Source organism: Alistipes sp. AF14-19, from assembly GCF_003461645.1.
In the GTDB taxonomy this organism is placed as follows: domain Bacteria; phylum Bacteroidota; class Bacteroidia; order Bacteroidales; family Rikenellaceae; genus Alistipes; species Alistipes shahii.
The window spans coordinates 1-17,584 of sequence record NZ_QTXM01000001.1 but is presented as its reverse complement, the minus strand read 5'-3'; the positions used below and the strand labels follow the sequence as shown (position 1 = coordinate 17,584).

Annotated in this window: 16 protein-coding genes and 2 tRNA genes; 16 read left to right on the top strand and 2 right to left on the bottom strand. The window is 43.4% G+C overall.

Going from position 1 to position 17,584, the window contains the following annotated elements:
* The first annotated feature begins 30 nt into the window (after positions 1 to 30).
* The 3 genes from DWW03_RS00085 to DWW03_RS00075 all read left to right on the top strand — a co-directional run bounded on the left by DWW03_RS00085 (position 31) and on the right by DWW03_RS00075 (position 3,168).
* The gene (locus DWW03_RS00085) at positions 31 to 1,587 is read left to right on the top strand and encodes a RagB/SusD family nutrient uptake outer membrane protein (protein WP_022062252.1); all 1,557 of its coding nucleotides are present in this window, start codon (positions 31 to 33) and stop codon (positions 1,585 to 1,587) included.
* Positions 1,588 to 1,777: 190 nt separating this feature from the next.
* Positions 1,778 to 1,850 (top strand) — tRNA-Phe (locus DWW03_RS00080).
* A 115-nt stretch (positions 1,851 to 1,965) separates the two neighbouring features.
* A complete protein-coding gene (locus DWW03_RS00075; RefSeq protein WP_022061721.1) occupies positions 1,966 to 3,168 on the top strand; it encodes a site-specific integrase in 1,203 nt (400 codons plus the stop codon).
* 124 nt (positions 3,169 to 3,292) lie between these two features.
* Here the strand turns inward: DWW03_RS00075 and DWW03_RS00070 are convergent, their stop codons facing one another.
* Together DWW03_RS00070 and DWW03_RS00065 are read right to left on the bottom strand one after the other, a co-directional pair.
* Complete coding sequence (locus DWW03_RS00070; protein ID WP_147344279.1) at positions 3,293 to 3,814, bottom strand: hypothetical protein; 522 nt, start codon at positions 3,812 to 3,814, stop codon at positions 3,293 to 3,295.
* A 166-nt stretch (positions 3,815 to 3,980) separates the two neighbouring features.
* Positions 3,981 to 4,820, bottom strand: a complete 840-nt coding sequence (locus DWW03_RS00065) for a hypothetical protein (protein ID WP_042493735.1) — start codon at positions 4,818 to 4,820, stop codon at positions 3,981 to 3,983.
* A gap of 585 nt (positions 4,821 to 5,405) precedes the next feature.
* Between DWW03_RS00065 and DWW03_RS00055 the strand changes: the two genes are divergently transcribed.
* The 13 genes from DWW03_RS00055 (at position 5,406) to DWW03_RS16795 (ending at position 17,342) form a co-directional block, all read left to right on the top strand.
* Complete coding sequence (locus tag DWW03_RS00055) at positions 5,406 to 5,894, top strand: hypothetical protein (RefSeq protein ID WP_042493733.1); 489 nt, start codon at positions 5,406 to 5,408, stop codon at positions 5,892 to 5,894.
* A gap of 21 nt (positions 5,895 to 5,915) precedes the next feature.
* Positions 5,916 to 7,076: a hypothetical protein gene (locus DWW03_RS00050; protein ID WP_259301960.1), complete on the top strand. Its 1,161-nt coding sequence runs from the start codon at positions 5,916 to 5,918 to the stop codon at positions 7,074 to 7,076.
* A gap of 284 nt (positions 7,077 to 7,360) precedes the next feature.
* A complete protein-coding gene (locus tag DWW03_RS00045) occupies positions 7,361 to 8,497 on the top strand; it encodes a hypothetical protein (protein ID WP_147344278.1) in 1,137 nt (378 codons plus the stop codon).
* A 308-nt stretch (positions 8,498 to 8,805) separates the two neighbouring features.
* Positions 8,806 to 9,195 carry a DUF6908 domain-containing protein gene (locus DWW03_RS00040; protein ID WP_118406057.1) on the top strand — a complete coding sequence of 130 codons (390 nt, stop codon included), beginning with the start codon at positions 8,806 to 8,808 and terminating at the stop codon, positions 9,193 to 9,195.
* Positions 9,192 to 9,470 carry a hypothetical protein gene (locus DWW03_RS00035; RefSeq protein WP_118406056.1) on the top strand — a complete coding sequence of 93 codons (279 nt, stop codon included), beginning with the start codon at positions 9,192 to 9,194 and terminating at the stop codon, positions 9,468 to 9,470. The genes DWW03_RS00040 and DWW03_RS00035 overlap by 4 nt, the downstream gene beginning before the upstream one ends.
* 446 nt (positions 9,471 to 9,916) lie before the next feature.
* Positions 9,917 to 11,119 (top strand): leucine-rich repeat protein, encoded by a 1,203-nt coding sequence (locus tag DWW03_RS00030; protein ID WP_118406055.1) that lies wholly within the window; start codon positions 9,917 to 9,919, stop codon positions 11,117 to 11,119.
* A gap of 7 nt (positions 11,120 to 11,126) precedes the next feature.
* On the top strand, positions 11,127 to 11,612 hold the full coding sequence (locus DWW03_RS16400) for a hypothetical protein (RefSeq protein WP_138265282.1): 486 nt from the start codon (positions 11,127 to 11,129) through the stop codon (positions 11,610 to 11,612).
* A gap of 398 nt (positions 11,613 to 12,010) precedes the next feature.
* A complete protein-coding gene (locus DWW03_RS00025) occupies positions 12,011 to 12,208 on the top strand; it encodes a hypothetical protein (protein WP_118406054.1) in 198 nt (65 codons plus the stop codon).
* Positions 12,209 to 12,430: 222 nt separating this feature from the next.
* A tRNA-Phe gene (locus tag DWW03_RS00020) sits at positions 12,431 to 12,503 on the top strand.
* 93 nt (positions 12,504 to 12,596) lie between these two features.
* Positions 12,597 to 13,799, top strand: a complete 1,203-nt coding sequence (locus DWW03_RS00015) for a site-specific integrase (protein ID WP_022062253.1) — start codon at positions 12,597 to 12,599, stop codon at positions 13,797 to 13,799.
* A 74-nt stretch (positions 13,800 to 13,873) separates the two neighbouring features.
* A complete protein-coding gene (locus DWW03_RS00010; protein WP_229104412.1) occupies positions 13,874 to 14,944 on the top strand; it encodes a tyrosine-type recombinase/integrase in 1,071 nt (356 codons plus the stop codon).
* 88 nt (positions 14,945 to 15,032) lie between these two features.
* Positions 15,033 to 16,301, top strand: coding sequence for a DEAD/DEAH box helicase family protein (locus tag DWW03_RS16800; RefSeq protein WP_022061193.1), 1,269 nt, complete (start codon positions 15,033 to 15,035; stop codon positions 16,299 to 16,301).
* A 60-nt stretch (positions 16,302 to 16,361) separates the two neighbouring features.
* Entirely contained in the window at positions 16,362 to 17,342 is a 981-nt protein-coding gene (locus DWW03_RS16795) for a hypothetical protein (RefSeq protein ID WP_240046671.1), read from the top strand.
* Positions 17,343 to 17,584 lie beyond the last annotated feature (242 nt).

Here is a 17,584-nt window from a genome sequence, read left to right as displayed (position 1 = left end):
ATTGATATGAAAAAAATACTGATATTTTTAATGAGCGCGGCAGTTGCGGTATCCTGCAGCGACGATATCTTCGACGTGGACCCTTCGGGAAAAGTCTCTTCGGAGACCCGTGACGAGGTGGCCAAGGAGGACCCGGACAAGGTGCTTCAGGGTATCGAGGCGTCCATTTACACCCACTATGCCACCTATTACAAGAACGACCTTCAGTGGCTGACCGGTTTCAATGGATTCGAACTTGCGTTCGGCATGGCCGGGCAGGACATGACCCTGCTGCTGCAACACAGCATGAACCTTTACATGTACATCAACGACTACTGGCAGGAGGAGTATACGCCGACTTTCAACGTGTGGAACATGTTCTACATTCCGATCGCCACGGCCAATGAGATTCTCGCGACGGCGACCCTCGACGCTTCCGCCGAGTCGGAGACGATGAAGGCCTACCGCGCCCGTGCGCTGACCTCCCGCGCGTTCGGCTACTACCACCTGATCAACGTGTACCAGTATCCCTACTCGGCGGCGAACAAGGACCTTCCGGGCGTGCCTCTGGCCACCGAGGAGACCCTTGGCCAGAATCTGCCGCGCGCCACGATGGAGCAGGTCTACAAACGCATTACCGACGACCTGGACGAAGCGCTGCGTATTTTCGAGGAGATCGGATACGACGACACCGGTTCCCGGACCGATTTCGACGCCAGCGTGGCCGCCATTCTGCGCGCCCGTGTCGCATTGGTCATGGAGGACTGGGGGAAAGCCGTCTCGTTGGCCGACGATATTCTGGCCAAATACACGCTCGTCTCCAAGGAGAACTACAACAACGGCTTCAACCGTATCGAGAACGTTCCGAGTCTGATCTTCGGCTTCAAGATGACGGCCGACAACTGCCAGACATGGGCTACCTGGTGCTCGCAGATGGACCCTTACATGAGCGGTTATGCGGGTATGTGGGCCGAGCGTCCGATCCACTCCTACCTCTATGCGCGTCTGAATCCGACCGACGTGCGTCGCGGCTGGTGGCTCAACAAGACGGACAATCCGGACCCGGACGCTGCGACGAGCGGTTATGCCTGCCTCCTGCCTTCCAACCTGCCCAATACGCTTGCTTCGGGCGTGAAAGCGCGTTCGGAGTACGTCTCGGTCAAGTTCCGCAGTTACAACGGCGACTGGAACAATACCGATCTGATCTATATGCGCGCCGAAGAGGCCGTCTTCATCAAGGCTGAAGCCGAGGCGCACAGCAACATCGCCGCGGCCAAGAAGACGCTCAAGGATTACGTGACGACCTACCGCGATCCGGGTTATGACATCACGGCCGCTTCGCTCGACGATGTCGTCGAGGAGATCATTCTTCAGAAACGTATCGAGATGTGGATGGAGGGCGCTCTGGAGTGGCTCGACCGCCGGCGTCTGAATATGCCGATTGATCGTCGGGACGATGCCGCGATGACGGCGGCAGGCGTTGCGAACAACCACATTTACAAAGCCATGTGGGAGCAGAACGAATCCGGCATGCGGTTCCAGCTGCCGCGTTCCGTCGTGATTGCCAACCCGGAAATCGGCGAGGCGAACCAGAATAAAACGAATTAAGCGTCTCTGTATCATGCCTGTCAAGTCCGCTGTCCGTTTGGGCAGCGGACTTTTTTCTGATTTCCGGGTCGGTCGTTTTTTGCCGGGCCGGGAAAAATTTACCGACAAAATTGCATGAGGCATTTGCAGTATTAAATTTTTTGCTTATCTTTGCACCACGATAACAGGGAATACCCCGTTTTTCGCGGATGGTGCCATAGCTCAGTTGGTAGAGCAAAGGACTGAAAATCCTTGTGTCCCCGGTTCGATTCCTGGTGGTACCACAAAGAAAATCAACCACTTACAGCAATGTAGGTGGTTTTCTTTTTGTCTTTTCCGTAGCGGTTTTACGGTGGTTTAAGGCTTTGAGTTAAACCGAGAGTTAAACCAAAAATCACTATGGATGCAGGTGTTAACATTCTCTGTTACAAATCAAAAACTCTTGCCAACGGCGCACATCCGCTGATGATTCGTGTCTGTAAAGACGGAAAGAAGAAATACGTTAGTCTTGGTGTGTCTGTTTTACCGCAGTTTTGGGATTTTACGAAGAACCAGCCGAAAAAGAATTGTCCCAACAAGGCATATATCGAAAAGATTATTGCGGACAAGAGTAGCGAGTTTGCCGAGCGCATCATCGAACTGAAAGCAGAGAAGAAAGAATTTACGGCTACAACGCTAACCGAACATCTAACAGACGGCACCCGTGCAAAACGCACCGTTGGCGAGGTGTTTTTATCACAAATCGAGAACTTGAAGCAAACGGGGCGAACGGGCTATGCGCTTTCGCACAGAGAGGTCTACAATTCCTTGTTGAAATTCAACGGACATCTGAATATCTACTTTTCAGAAATTGATACCGTTTGGTTGAAACGCTATGAAACTTGGTTGCGGGGACAAGGTTTTTCAGAAAATACAATAGGTCGCCGATTCCGCACTTTACGGGCTGTCTATAATGTAGCCATTGAGGAAAAGTGTGTGAAAGCGGATTATTACCCGTTCAAATCCTACAAGGTTTCCAAACTGCACCAAGCGACGGCAAAGCGAGCCATAAGTAAGGCGGACATCATGCGGATTATCGAATACCGCAGTAATGATTTCTACAAGCAATTTGCAGTCGATTTGTTTGCGTTCGGTTACTTTATGGGCGGGATTAATTTCGTGGACATAGCCTACCTCAAAACCGATAATATCGTGGATGGACGACTAATCTACACCCGACGCAAAACGCATAAGTTGATTAGGCTACCTTTACAGCTCAAAGCGCAGGAGATTATAGAGCGTTACCGACAAGATGGTGCGCTCTTTTTGTTTCCTATACTTTCTGCATTTCATAAAACCGAGCAACAGCAACGTAACCGCGTTCACAAAGTCATTTCCAAAGTGAACGAGCGACTGAAAGAGGTAGGGAAAGAGTTGGAAATACCTATCGACTTAACGACCTATGTTTCGCGGCATAGTTTCGCCACAGTCTTAAAACGAGAGGGTGTAAGCACGTCGATAATTTGTGAATCATTAGGCCATAGTTCTGAAAAGGTTACCCAAATCTATTTGGATAGTTTCGAGAACTCTCAAATCGACGCGGCGATGCAGAACTTGTTGTGACTGCCGTTATCGAGAAAAGAGGTGCCCGGCTTCGCCGTGGCACCCCTTTTCTCTCTTGCTTGCGTGAGTAAAGCGAGAAAGGTTGCGATTCTTTTTTGTGCTGACGCAACCTCTGTTTTTACCGTTACTCGGCATTTGCTTCACTCTCGGCGGACTTTTCCTTACCGTCGGTCAGCGGTTCTGCGAACATTTGGATTTTCGTGCCGAGGACGCTCTCGACGCCGTACTCCATCACTCGGCGCATTACGGTTTTACCCTCGAATACCACGTGCTCGGCCACGTTTTCGCTCTTTAATCCGTTCTTTCGGCAGTACTCCCCGAAATCCATTAGGTTGGTCAATTTGCGGGCTTCGTTCTTAATGTCGTAACTTGCCCGCTTGGGGTCGCCGTAGGTGCGTTCTGCGGCCTCTTTTAGGCACATCCGCTTTGTTTCGGTGTTCTGCAAGGCCGACGGCAGGTTGTTGAACATCCGCCTTGCGACGGTCAATGCCGACCAAATCGGCGCACTCGGTGCACGACGGCGCGAGGTCGAATTTGTCTGCGGCTCTTTCTGCTCGGTGGCAGGGGCAGTCAGGATGGTTGCGGCAGGAGCCGTTACTTGGTTGGTTGCAGCGACCTCGGCTGCGGGAATGATAGCATTTGCCATATCTTTTAAGTACTCCCTTACGGGAGGGGCTAAAATTATTCTGCATCCCTTGCCCAAGCGTTTGCAGGTCGTCGGGTTTATCCCTTTCGACACTACAAAGATTTGACTTTTCGCACCCCAAACACGGGGAGTGAAATAAAGGGCGTTTTTACTCTCCCTCTGCAAGTTACAGATAAACAGCGGAATAAGTTGCAGGCATGCGCCCTTTGCAGGACTTAATTATTCCTTTTAACGAATCGTCGCTATACAAAAAGCTGTCGTTATAGGTAAATTCATAGAGGTAGCAGATACGCGAAATCAGCAACAGCCGATTCAATGAAACACTCTTATCGGGTTGTTTCGGGCGGTTGTCCCCCAATAAGGTGTTCAGCATATCCCGATACATCTCCACAGTCCGATAAATCCGAAACGACGTACTCGGATAGGTTTCGTCGAAATTACCCGTGTCAATCCCGTAATAGTGAATCTTCCTGCCTTTGCATTCCCGTTCATAGGTTTCCCGCAGCCAGTCCAAAATCCCACGCTTTATAACGGGCAGAACCTCGACTTTCTTTCTGTTCTTTTTAAGGGTTATTTCAATATCATCGTCCGTGAAATCCTCGCCCAACTCTTTGAACAGATTTTGCACCGCCTTATCCAAAGACGCGGGTTTCACAAGGCCGCAGTTCTTAAACGAGGTTTCGACATAATCGTAAATAAAGACCAGCGCAAACCAGAATTTCTCGACATCCAGCCCCAATCCCATAACCGTAGCGATTATATCGTCGTTAGCGAGATAATCCGACTTGGCAAAGGGCATCTTAATCTTCCCCGTACAATAGCGATATTCGAATTGCGGTGTGCGGATTCCATACGTCTGTTCATCACATCCGCAGGCAATATCGACATACTCGCGCAACTCACGGCGCATCGGGTCGAAATCCCAATGCACAATCTTATCGTTTTCATCCATCAGTAAGGATTCATACATACTCTCACGGATGGCATCGACATCCTTTTCATTCATAAAATAGCGTTTTACACCCAAATTTACGGCTTTTTACATGTACATCGCACTTATTTACCATGCAAAAACCGCTATTAGCACTTAAAACACATGTTCGAGAGGAATTTCAGAACAGCCGCACCATGTACCGAACCGCTAATAGTACTGAATTGCATGACACGAAAGGTGTTTTAGAACAACAGACTATGTAAAATACCCGCTAATACTACATTTTGCACATTAATTTCCCCGTCGAACACACTCCGCCACCCCGTAAACAGCCCTATAATGCCATCTAAGACATAGATAAAAATGTTCGGATTAATTGCTGTCCGCCCTTTGTTCCCAATAAAAAAGGTGCTATCTTTATAATACGAAAAAGGAATAGTCCTAATGTCGAGTCCGTCCATAATCGGGAGGTGTTTTTCAGCACCTCTTTTTCTTGTTTCCGAGTGTAATATTTTTTGATTCCGAAATGGACTATCTCTTTAATAATAACATTACAAGATTAAAAATAATTACAGATTTTATTTTACTAAAAACGAATTACTTATGCAAAACTGAACCATCGACGCACCCAAAGGTGCAAACTTACTTCGGGACTTTATGACCGAAATTCCCGTGAATTGTCTTTTTAACAAGAAAAAGACGGGGTGCGGGGCTACCGAACTGGCTATCCGCAATTCCATTCCCACCCTTATCGCCATGCCTTACGTGGCATTGGTGAAGAACAAGACCGTCTGCCGCACCGACGATATAGAGGTGCTGGGCGTTTACGAAGACATTACCGAGTGGGACATCACGCAATTCGCCCGTACCCATTCCCCCTTAAAGATAGCCACGACTTACGATTCCCTGCCGCGTGTCGTTTCCGCTTTACAGAGCATCGGGATAGACCCTTACAAAGAGCTGTTCCTGCTGGTGGACGAGTGGCACGTACTGTTCAACTCCTATTCGTTCCGACATAATGCCATTAAGAATTTACTTGCAGAAGCCGCTAAATTCGATAAGGCAACATATATGACGGCGACGCCCATAGAACGGGAATACATGTTGGAGGAACTGCGACACCTGCCGACCTGCGAAATCGACTGACCCGACCTTACGGAGGTTAAGGTGCGTTCGCGGCAGACCAACAAACCCGATAAATACATCGTGTCGGAGTGCGCCAAAGTCCTGCGCGACGAATTGCCCTACAACCTGCATATCTTCGTCAACAGCGTGGAATTTATCGCAAAGGTCATCGACACACTCAAACTCGCTCCCGAAGCCGTTAAGGTAGTCTGTTCCACGAGCGGGGAGAGCAGGCAGGAAAACCAGCGCAAATTAGGCAATGCCTATCCCATCGGCCAGCCCTCCGACCCTGCGAAGAAGATAAACTTTTACACCTCGACCTGCTTCGAGGGGTGCGACATCTTCGACCCCGACGGCGTTACATTCATCGTCAGCGACGGACGAAAGGCGCACACGCTGTTGGATATTTCCACGCTCTTCACGCAGATATGCGGACGCATCCGAGATTCCCGTTACAAGGCGCAAATCGTGCACGTCTATTCTACGACCAAATACAGCAAGACCGTAACGCTCGACGAGTTTGTTGCGGCTACCCAGCGGACGCTTGCAGACGCCGAAAGCTATGCCGCCGAGATAAACTCGTTGAGTGAAGCTACACGGGTTAAAACCTTGTCGAAGATTCCCTACATCAACGAACAATATGTGCGGATAGTCGATAACCGCCTTGTCGTGGAAAAGAACCTCGCCAATATGGACATCGTGAATTTCAAAATCAGCCGACATATTTACGCAACCTATGTAAACCTTACCGACGAACTGCAACGAAACGGCTACAAGGTAACGGTGCAGACATACAGCAAGGTCGTGGAACACCTTGCGGCGAACCCCTCGGCGCGGACTACTTTTCAAGAGTTGTTCGACGAATACTGCCGACTGAAAACAATGACCGAGCAATTTTTCGTGGTAGAAAGTCCTGCCGAACTATGCGCCGTGATAGAACAGCGGCATCCGCTGGTGAAGCAGGCTTACGACGAGTTGGGAACGGCCAAAGTGCAGGCGTTGAAATACCATGTCGGCAACATCCGCCGCGAGTTGGTAAAGGGACTTTCAATCGGCGACGACTATAAAATCGTGAAGATGATAAACGCCGCATTTCAGAAGCAGACAGCAATTCCCAAAAACAAGGCCAAAGAACGCTTGCAGGAGATTTACGACACGCTGGGTTTGCAACGAAAAGCCAAAGCGACAGACCTTGCGCAATGATACGAGATTAAGGACGCACCGACACGAATAGAGGGTAAACCGACCGCGTGTGTGACAATTATCAGGGACAGAATGATTGCGAAATAGGGCATTTATTGGGTAGCGAATGGAATCGTCTACTTTCAATCAAACTAATTCAGTCTAAACAGGAAAGAATTGGCTGACTTTTCAAAAATAGCTCTATTTTTTACTCATTTTCTACATCATAACAAATAAAACTTTACAATATTTTATAAGAACCAAAAAAGATATAACTTTGTGAATCATTTGTAGAGTTATATAAAATGGAAGAAAAAAGAACAGTGACCTCAATATTGGATAGCTCTTTTATGAAATGGGTTGCTTTTATTTTTGCGACTATTGGAGTGGTGTGGATATTTTATGATAATTTCGTAAAAAAGAATTGTGCTAATTTTGAGTACGAAATCTTATCTGAAACAAGCATATTTAATAATCAAGAGGATATTTCACTATTGCGCATTTTTATTGATAGTCTTGATGTTCAAAAAAGCCATGCAAATATTAGTTTCTTTACGATTAAAATAACGAATAATGGAGATAAGCACATTTCCACAGAATCATATGATAGTGGTAATTTTGGACTGAATCTCCACAATGGGTTTGTAATTGAACCGCCTGTTCTTATTTCTGCATCAACAGAATATTTACAACGAAAGATTAATCCCGATTTACTAAAGTTAAGAGATAGTGCATTTATTGAAATTCCTAGGACTTCTTTAGATATAGATGACTATTATATAATCAAATTTGGGATGCTTCATCATAATGACTCAATTCCAGGCTTTGATAGTGAAGGAAAAATTGTAGGACAGAAAAAGATAAATATAAAAAATATTACTAAAATTGCCCCTAGTTTATCTCATCAAGCTGTTTCAGGTAGATGGAATGTGCAAATTATTAGATTCCTATTCTATGGTTTATTGTTTTTTGTATTGTTTATTTGTCTCCTATGGATTTTCGTAGAAGCGATTCCTAATTATAAAGCCAATAAAAAAAGAGCCACAGTTCTAAAAGACATTTTAGGCTCAACCCAAATTGATTTTATAGTTAGGGAAGATTATATTGCACATGGAGCTGAGCGAATATTACAAATACATAACACATTGAAATATAACGATAAAGAACTAACAAAAAAATACAATAAATCTTTAAGTTACATAACATCGAAAAATTCTGTAGCGCTAAACAACAAAGGCCAGCGAAAGTGGCACGAGCTACGGATGTCTGAATTCAATAATTTAATCGATAAGAAATATATTATCCAACAACCTGATAATACATTTATTGTTGACAAACGACGTAAAGCCTCGGTTGATTATTTATATAATTTATTACAGAAAAACGGACTATTACAAGGCTTTCCAGGTACAGATATTACGACACTAGTTAATTGTCAGTAAAATAATTAGATTAAAGTGAAGAGGGGTTTTAAGCTCCTCTTCACTTATTTAAGCCAACACTCCCTATTTTTCACCCCTCCCCCTTTTCAGATGGAAACCCGAATTTTCATCCCTCCCATTTAATAGGAAGCCACCTAAAACAGACCACCCCCTATTTATGCCCGAAACCATATAACAGCATAAAATTATCGGAATTATATAGAATCGGAAAGCTATTCTTACATGGAGATATGCCGCCCTGTTTAGTTGATTATGAATGGAGTTATCTTTTTACAAGTAATGGGGAATAACTCTAAACTTTACAGACCATGAAAACATTAAATGAAAGGGCGACAGATATTCTGCAAGCCTTGTTAGCCGTGCGGGCTTACAGAATCGACCACGGAAACGGAGTTTACACACGCTTACGTGCCGCAATGATTGGGCGCAATGGAAAGTACAACCTTATTTCGCTGGTAGAATACTACGAAGCTAAAGGTAAACTTGCGCAGAATACAGAAATGAATTTTGCATTTGACACAAGTACAAAACAGTTTATCCCGTACTATTACTGCAACAAAACTCTCCGCATTGAATCGCATAGTGCGTACCCGACAGAAAACGGAATGGAGAATTGCGCCGAGGAACGACAGGCTGACCACACAAATTTTGCAAACCGATGGCTAATACGCATGAACTCGCAACAACCGATTATATGAATGCGCAACGAATAGTACAGAATTGTGTTTTGAAGAATCAAAGCACGGTTATCGAGGAAATGATACGGGCAAACCTTATTTCCGAAGAATATCTTTATCCGTTCGCGGATGATGTCATGGAATGGTGGCTGATTGATTCTTGGCTGGCAGAACGACTGAAAGCGCAAGGCGAGGTTATCATCGAGGAATACGGTTGCTACTGGTGGGGCAGACAATCCAGCGGGCAGGCGATTTACATGGACGGCGTAATACAAGAAATCTGCGGGAACAATTAACCCAACTTACAACTAACAAAGTTTCGATTCCATAGCGTAATCTATTGGATAGAAACTTTGTTTTCAAGAACTTTGCAACAAAATTTAACGGCAACACCCCAACGGAGAGCATTGTAATTCAAAAACATTTTCTAACTTTGCATTGTCACCGAATAGGTGGCAGACATATTGATTAGTGAAAGTGTTTCGCTATATTCCTCGTCAGAAATCTGGAAAATTTCACGTAAACAGGAATAAGCATTACAAACGCTCTTCACCTTGTGTAGATTATATCCTTTCGATATATCTGCCCAAGTGTGGGGTGTTGCTTATTTGTTTACGGGCATTCCAGAGCCTCTGACGAAATAGGTGAACAACTCCACACTTTCTTTTTGCATATAACCCACCGCAGCAGGAGTTGATACGGTAAGATTTGAAACACTTGTTTAACTTAAATAAATCTTACTATGAAAAAATTATTTTTATTTGTGCTTACTGCAATGATGATTTGCGGATGCTCCAAGAACGAAAACCCTGCACCTCCTGAAGAGGATATATTTTCCGTCGATATAACATCGCTGGAATTTAGCGGGCGGGGAGGCACACAATACATTTCCTTTGAAAGCACCCAAGATTGGACACTTTCGGGTGGCGCTTCTTGGTGTGAACCGTCGCAGAAAAGCGGAAGCGGCACAGACCGATATTTTTCTGTCGATTTTTCTGCAACAAGCAATACGACAACTGATAACCGCTCAACTGCATTCACGCTCAAAAGCGGAGAACAATCGGTAGAAATACAAATAACACAGGGATTTGTTCCGACCGTCATTGTGTCCGAAGCGGGAACATTACAACAAATCTTAACAGAACAAAATCTATTGGAAACGACGGAATTGAAAATTAACGGCAAGCCCGATGAAACGGATTTCAAATTTCTCAAATCCGTGCTGACATTGAACTATTTGGATATTTCGGACGTAAATTTGGAAGAGTTGCCTGAAAGAGCCTTTGCAAATTCCCTTATTTCCCATGTTATATTACCGCGTTCTTTGAAAGTAATCGGCAATGAAATGTTCTATATGGCAGAAACGAGAACCGTACAAATGTTTGACGAAGTAGTTGCCATAGGCGACAAGGCATTTTATATGAGCGAAATTCATTCGGATTTTCATTTTTCATCCAAATTACAAACTATCGGTAAAGAGGCGTTTTATCATTGTTCGGGCTTATATTCTCTAAAATTTCCTGCATCACTTGAAACTATTGGGGAAAGTGCATTTGCGAATTTGACATATTCCGTCACGAGTTACCCATCTCTTGATTACATATTTTTTGAAAAAGGGTCGAAATTGAAAACGGTCGGAGATGAAGCTTTTTATCGCGCTTTAGACCGTGATGGGATTATTTATATGCAACATTGTACTCAAGTTGAAACGCTTGGATACAATACATTCAAAGAAGATATTGCTTCTGCATTCTATTTTGGGACAAAAACACCGCCCCAAGGAGGATTCCCCTTTAAAAAAGGCGACTACGTCAATGCTTGGACTGTTAAAATATATGTCCCGAAATTATATGTAGATGCATATCAGAAACTTTGGAGCAATTATTCTTGGGACGTGCAAGGTAGCTTTATGGCGTTAGAAGATAATATGCCCGAAGACAAATGATACTGCTATGAAGCAAAATAGGATAAATAAAGCCCAATGGCGAGAATTGATTGCAAATTACATTTCTTACTGCAACAACAGAGGAAATTTAGGATTGTTGGTCAAAACGGATAATCTACGACATGTTTCAAATGCAATTTGGGATGAGTGGAGCCGCATTATATCAACAAATTGCAATCGCCTTTCCCAATCGGCCGATTTTAACGAATTGTACGAACGCATAGAGGATTTGAAAATTCGGGGAATAGGAGCACAATCCATGATTGAAACAGCCCGACAAATCGCTTATAAATACGATATTCCATTGGATGATTCCTGCTGGAGAGTGGTAGTGCGAAAATCCCCTATTATCAAATTACTTGGTGTTCCTGCAAGAGATATTAAAAGTTACTTTGCCCGATTATCTTCTGATTTCGGACAATTAACCTCACAGCAAAAAATAGATTTTATTATTGCCTACCAAGATAAAATTAGGCGTCTGCTAAAGAAATAAGATACACCACCTATCGAGTGACAGACTTTGTGAAAAGGTTAATCTATAAGACCCTTTTGCAGAGTTTGTCACTCTCTTATTTTGTTTATTCCACTAATAATCTTATCTTTATAAAGATAAATAACGATTAAATTTTAGCTAAAATGAACAGATACAAACAACCGAAAACAGAATGAAAGACCGACGCATGAGAGGATAAACAGATAATCCAAAAGGCGGTTAAATGGAGCCAAGCAGAGGGAATAGTCCTGCTTGTAGGAAAACCCAAAGACGAAATATTTCCCGAAACATTTATCTACTTGTTTGCCCCTAATATGGCAGACATAACAAAGCCCGTCGAAATTATCCTTACAAAGAACCGACAATACATATTCGGATGAAAATGCGAGCTCGAAGATATGGACGGGATAATCGGCACAATGACGGCTAACGAGGCACAAATCGAGGGAACGGGCGAAAAGGTGAATTTGTTCGACTACCACGTGAAAGCCGATACAATCCTATTCCAATACACCACACCCGACGGACGGGACGAGATGGTGAAATTCCCGTTAGCTGGATTCTGCGAAAACTATCTGATGCAATTTGCAAAATAATTCGGTGGAGTTGAATTGCATCGTATCTATAAAGGTTAAGGAGAAAGGGCCGAAAAAATGCGGCGTTTTCCTTTGACTACAATAATACTAATTCATTCAATTACTAATAATCTCGATTAAATCAAGAGTTAAACCGTCAGTTAAACCGCGACGAAAAGACAGAAACAAGGGGCGAACGGGCTATGCGTAAATCACTGAATAGCATCTATATTCAGACGGGATGGTGCCATAGCTCAGTTGGTAGAGCAAAGGACTGAAAATCCTTGTGTCCCCGGTTCGATTCCTGGTGGTACCACTTAAAAATCAGAGAGTTGCAGAAATGTGACTCTCTTTCTTTTTGGTGTAAAACGGGCGAAAAGCAGGGTTTGTTTTACCCAGTGTTTTACCCATGAGCACAACTATCGAGGTGGTATGCTTCAAATACAAGCCTCTCAAAAACAATGAATTTCCTTTAAGAATACGCATTACAAAAGACCGCAAGACCAAGTATATCAGCCTTGGAGTGTCTGTTGCACCTCAGTATTGGGATTTTGATAGAAATCAGCCCACATTGGATTGCCCTGACAGGGAATATTTGGAGAAACTGATTGCCAATAAATTATGTGAGTGTAAAGGCAAGGTTGTGGAATTGAAATCCGAGAATAGGGAATTTACCGCAACAACCCTTAAAGAACAAATCTCCAAACCTGTGAAGGCCGTGACTGTCGGAGAACTCTTTGGACAGATCATCCGGGAGTTGCAGGATGAACGCAGGACAGGTTATGCTACCTCTGTGGAGCAAGTTTATCGGTCGTTGCTCAAATTCAATAAGCACCTGAGTGTCTATTTTTCTGACATCGACCATTTGTGGCTGAAACGCTATGAATTGTGGCTCCGCAGGCAGGGTAGAGCTGAGAATACCATAGGTGTCCGGTTCAGAACCCTGAGAATGGTCTTTAATCAGGCCATAGAGCGTGGATATGCCAAGATGGAGCAGTACCCATTCAAGAGTTACAAAGTGGGTAAATTGCACGCAGAAACTCCAAAACGTGCCATATCCAAGACAGAGGTGAAAGCCGTTATGGATTTCCCATGTGAGGGGCGGGATTTTTATACCCGGTTTGCCATTGACCTTTTCAGTTTCTCCTATTTGATGGGCGGTATTAATTTCGCAGACATGGCTAATCTCACTCGGCAGAACATTGTGGATGGCAGATTGGTTTACAGGCGGCAGAAAACCGGGAAATTGTTGAATCTGCCTATTCACAGCCGGGCTATGGAGATTATTGAAAGTTATGCTTCCGGGAACATCTACCTGTTCCCTATCTATTCAAAGGAACATAAAACGATCCAACAAAAATTAAACAGGCATCACAAGGTCATTACCAAGGTAAACCGGGCTTTGGCCGAGATAGGCAGGGAGTTGAAAATACCGATTAAACTCACAACCTATGTAGCTCGGCATAGCTATGCCACGGTGCTGAAAAGGGCTGGTGTTCCTACCTCTATTATTTCTGAATCTCTCGGGCACAGTTCTGAGCGAGTGACCCAAATTTATCTGGACAGTTTCGAAAATGAACGGATGAATGAAGCGATGCAACATCTTATATAAAGTTAAGGGGAATAGTAAGTTTTCCCCTTGGCTTTTATTATATTTACTGATGATCATTTAATTTTTTATATCAAATGGAGGATGAAATGTATACAGGGCCATGGGGGCGGGTTAGGAAAATATGGATGGAGGATGGGGAGACACGAGTTTCAGTTCCTAAATGGATTGTTCATGTTCTTTTGGACAGTTTGGATAAAGAATTCATATTGAATACCCTGCTCGATGAGAAAAAGATAGAAATTATCGCTTCTACGATGAATGAGTGCTTGGAACAAATTATTGAGCGATTGGAAGCCTTTGGGAAATATAACTCTGCATCAAAACACAAAGTGGCCTTATCTCTGCTTCGGCAATATAAATCCACTCCTATTCGATTGGATGAGATAGATACGCAATTCCTAAATGATTTTGAACTATTTCTAAGAAATAGGGGCAATCGAAATAATAGCATAGCTACTAAATTCAGTATCTTAAAAGCCACTTATAACAGGGCTGTTGAAGAGGGTAGATTCTGTCCTAAATCCAATCCATTCATCAAATTCAAGGTAGGCAAATTGTGGACCTCCACCCATAAACGGGCTATTGCCAAACAACACATTATCCTCATAGAAAACTACTCCCCACAATGCACTAACACAGAATACATCCTATTGGCCCGTGATATTTTTCTTTTCAGCTACTATACTGCCGGAATCAATTTCGGTGACATGGCACGGCTGAAACAGGAAAATATTGCAGGCGGGAGGCTCTATTACACGCGGCATAAAACCGGGAAATTACTCTCTTACAAATTGATGCCTAAAGCATTGGAGATAATACAACGATACCAGAATCCAACGTCTGAATATCTATTTCCAATCCTTAACAGCAGTCACAAAACAGAGTTGCAGAAATTCAACCGGATTCACAAAGCCCTTGCTAAAACCAACAAGGCCCTGAAACAAATCGGCGAGGAGTTGAAAATCCCAAATAAACTGACCACTTATGTAGCAAGGCACAGTTATGCGACAGTCCTCAGAAGAGCTGGGGTTGCAACCTCTATTATCAGCAGCTCTTTGGGACACAGTTCTGAAAAAGTCACCCAAATTTATCTGGATAGTTTTGAAAATAAACAGATTGACGAGGCAATGCAACATCTTGTATAAAGTTAAGGGGAACGGTAATATTCCCCTTAACTTTTGCTATATTTGCTCAGATAGATAAGTTTTGTATTAAAATGTTAAGTGAGCAGATATGATTGATTTGGAAGATCTGGATGATATCGCAGCAGAGGTTGCAGATATTATGGGAAATGGGAATTTAGACCTTTCCAATTTGAATTTTTCTGTTTTACAGGAGTTTCCTGATGAGGCCGCACCAGTAAAGGAGGAGAAGACGATTTTAGTGGCAACACCTCAACTTTCTGCACCGACAGTAACGACCAAGCAGTCTGTTCCTAATACTTATAAAGACCTGCATGATTCAGCGGATGGGTGGATATCATCCGCTGAAGACAAGGAGGCTCTTATGGATCACGAGATAAATCAGCTATCGGACCTTTCCCTGGAGATCGGCTTCCCAGGCAATGTGGATGAAATAATGAATGCCCTTGAACAGGGAACACCTGTCCCCATTCCTGTTGGAAGCAATAGTGTACAATTGAAGCTATCTTTTTATATGGATAAGATGCCTCACGGTATAGTGGATAAGCAGGTAGCAGGCATTGGAGCAACTTCATTGGAAATTGATTCAAAAAGAAATTCCATCATTGTATTTCCGACCAAGATTCTGGCCTACAACAAATGGCAGCGGAATAAGACCAAACTTCTTTATGTCGGAGGAAAAATCAATGACGAGAGAGATACGACGAGCATAAAAGAAATCCAAAGTTATCTGTCCGACGATAAAGTAGTATACAAGAAATTCCTTGTAGTGGCTGACAGTCTATACAAACTATTGCAGATCATCGGAAAAGAGCACTATAAGGATTATTTTCTGATGATTGACGAGGTGGACATGATTCAGTCGGAGAGTAATTACAGGCCCAGTTTGGAATCTCTTATAGACCATTACTTTGAATTTCCACCCAAGAACAGATGCCTTGTAACCGCAACTATGAGGGAGTTTTCCAATCCTCAGTTGCAACAGGAATGCAAGTTCAACTTATCATGGAAAGATGCACCCAAACGCAAGATACAACTCTATTACACGGATAATCTGGATGCGCTGACATCACAGCAGATACAATTTTTACCTCCGACTGAAAAGATAGTGATTGCCTACAATTCTATCCGGCATTGCAGGAATATCATCAAACTGCTGCCCGATGAACACCTAAAGGATTGTGCTATTCTGTGTAGTGATTCATCTGTAGAGGAAGCCGGGACATATTATGCGGAATTGGCCGAAGGGAACAAGCTGCCTAAAAGAATCAATTTCATCACAAGCTGCTATTTTGCAGGAGTGGACATTGAGGACTACTATCACCTTATTACGGTTTCCAACGCCCGACAGAACTATTAGATGCTTTCCCCGGATAAATTGACGCAGATACATGGAAGATGCAGATTCTCGAATGGGATATTGAGCGACACCATCATTTACAACACCCGTGAAAAGTGGCGACAGAATGCAGATGGAGATTACCAAGCCACCCTGCTCAAACAGGCTGACGCTCTTCTTCACCTACAAAAATCAGCCTCCGAGTTAGCAGAACAAGATAAAGATTTACTGGACTTATTCGAGATAGTTAAAACTGCAATCCGGGAGAAAGGAGCGATTTCTATTTCTGGAGAGAGACCTATCCAGTTAACTCGCAGAGACTATTTCAGCAAGGATGTGGTTGCATATATGAATATTGACTACCTTGTAGAACGTCAGAAGCTGAGTAATACCATCTATGATTCGATCGCTCACTTGCAACTGGCTTTGGAAGCGCAAGGGCACAAGGTAACATTCGAGAATAGATATGGAACATTCCCCCTGTCCGAGCAACAGAAAAAGATAGAACAAGTAAACAAGGAAGAATTACAAGTAACTGTTGACAGGCGACTTGCTGAAATAATTGATGAGGTACGAGAGATCACTAAATCTCGACACCTGACAGCAGGAGAAAAACAAACCTTTCAATCCCGTAAAGGGTGCTCGGCATTTGTGAACAGATTCTATTCTCTTCAAAAATATGTAGATGCAAACACCCTTATTGACCATCTATGGGAAATTCGCCATAGCGATAAGAGAGCCTATAAAAACCTCCAAAATGCCGCTGTATTCTGGGCCCTGGATGATAAGCACCCATTCAAACGGGATTTACTCAGGGTATTCAAGATCGGCAGAAAATATAAAGCCTCGGAAATACAAGAGCTGACTGCTCCAATAGTAAAATACCATCTTCACAAGACTATCAAACAGCGTGCATCAGTAAGCCTGTTGAAAGCTCTATTCTTGGTAGAGAGACCTAAAATTTACCTTATAAAGGGAAAAAATCCAATGGGATTCAAAAAGCACGGCCCGCTGAGAATCCCAAAAACCGAGGAAAATCTACTGAAATATTTCTTACTATAAATCTCTGATTTACAGAAAAATAACCGCCAAAATATTTGCAAAATACAAAAATTTTACTTATCTTTGTCTTGTCTTTCAGGAGGTTAGGCCCTCCAAGAATCCAATTTAAGTATCATTTTTAAGTGTGTTCGCATTTTATGCGAATCTATATTACCTACCTTCTTTATATCTCTAATAATAGATAGTAAGTAACCCGTTGGTTGAATTAAAAAGTTAGTAAAATGACAAATGAAAGGTTGTGC

What these genes read in the sequence shown, in the direction of transcription:
- DWW03_RS00085 (WP_022062252.1), top strand. Translation starts at nt 31, where the DNA reads ATGAGCGCGGCAGTTGCGGTATCCTGCAGCGACGATATCTTCGACGTG.
- DWW03_RS00075 (WP_022061721.1), top strand. Translation starts at nt 1,966, where the DNA reads ATGGATGCAGGTGTTAACATTCTCTGTTACAAATCAAAAACTCTTGCC.
- DWW03_RS00070 (WP_147344279.1), bottom strand. Translation starts at nt 3,814, where the DNA reads ATGGCAAATGCTATCATTCCCGCAGCCGAGGTCGCTGCAACCAACCAA.
- DWW03_RS00065 (WP_042493735.1), bottom strand. Translation starts at nt 4,820, where the DNA reads ATGAATGAAAAGGATGTCGATGCCATCCGTGAGAGTATGTATGAATCC.
- DWW03_RS00055 (WP_042493733.1), top strand. Translation starts at nt 5,406, where the DNA reads ATGACCGAAATTCCCGTGAATTGTCTTTTTAACAAGAAAAAGACGGGG.
- DWW03_RS00045 (WP_147344278.1), top strand. Translation starts at nt 7,361, where the DNA reads ATGGAAGAAAAAAGAACAGTGACCTCAATATTGGATAGCTCTTTTATG.
- DWW03_RS00040 (WP_118406057.1), top strand. Translation starts at nt 8,806, where the DNA reads ATGAAAACATTAAATGAAAGGGCGACAGATATTCTGCAAGCCTTGTTA.
- DWW03_RS00035 (WP_118406056.1), top strand. Translation starts at nt 9,192, where the DNA reads ATGAATGCGCAACGAATAGTACAGAATTGTGTTTTGAAGAATCAAAGC.
- DWW03_RS00030 (WP_118406055.1), top strand. Translation starts at nt 9,917, where the DNA reads ATGAAAAAATTATTTTTATTTGTGCTTACTGCAATGATGATTTGCGGA.
- DWW03_RS16400 (WP_138265282.1), top strand. Translation starts at nt 11,127, where the DNA reads ATGAAGCAAAATAGGATAAATAAAGCCCAATGGCGAGAATTGATTGCA.
- DWW03_RS00025 (WP_118406054.1), top strand. Translation starts at nt 12,011, where the DNA reads ATGGACGGGATAATCGGCACAATGACGGCTAACGAGGCACAAATCGAG.
- DWW03_RS00015 (WP_022062253.1), top strand. Translation starts at nt 12,597, where the DNA reads ATGAGCACAACTATCGAGGTGGTATGCTTCAAATACAAGCCTCTCAAA.
- DWW03_RS00010 (WP_229104412.1), top strand. Translation starts at nt 13,874, where the DNA reads ATGGAGGATGAAATGTATACAGGGCCATGGGGGCGGGTTAGGAAAATA.
- DWW03_RS16800 (WP_022061193.1), top strand. Translation starts at nt 15,033, where the DNA reads ATGATTGATTTGGAAGATCTGGATGATATCGCAGCAGAGGTTGCAGAT.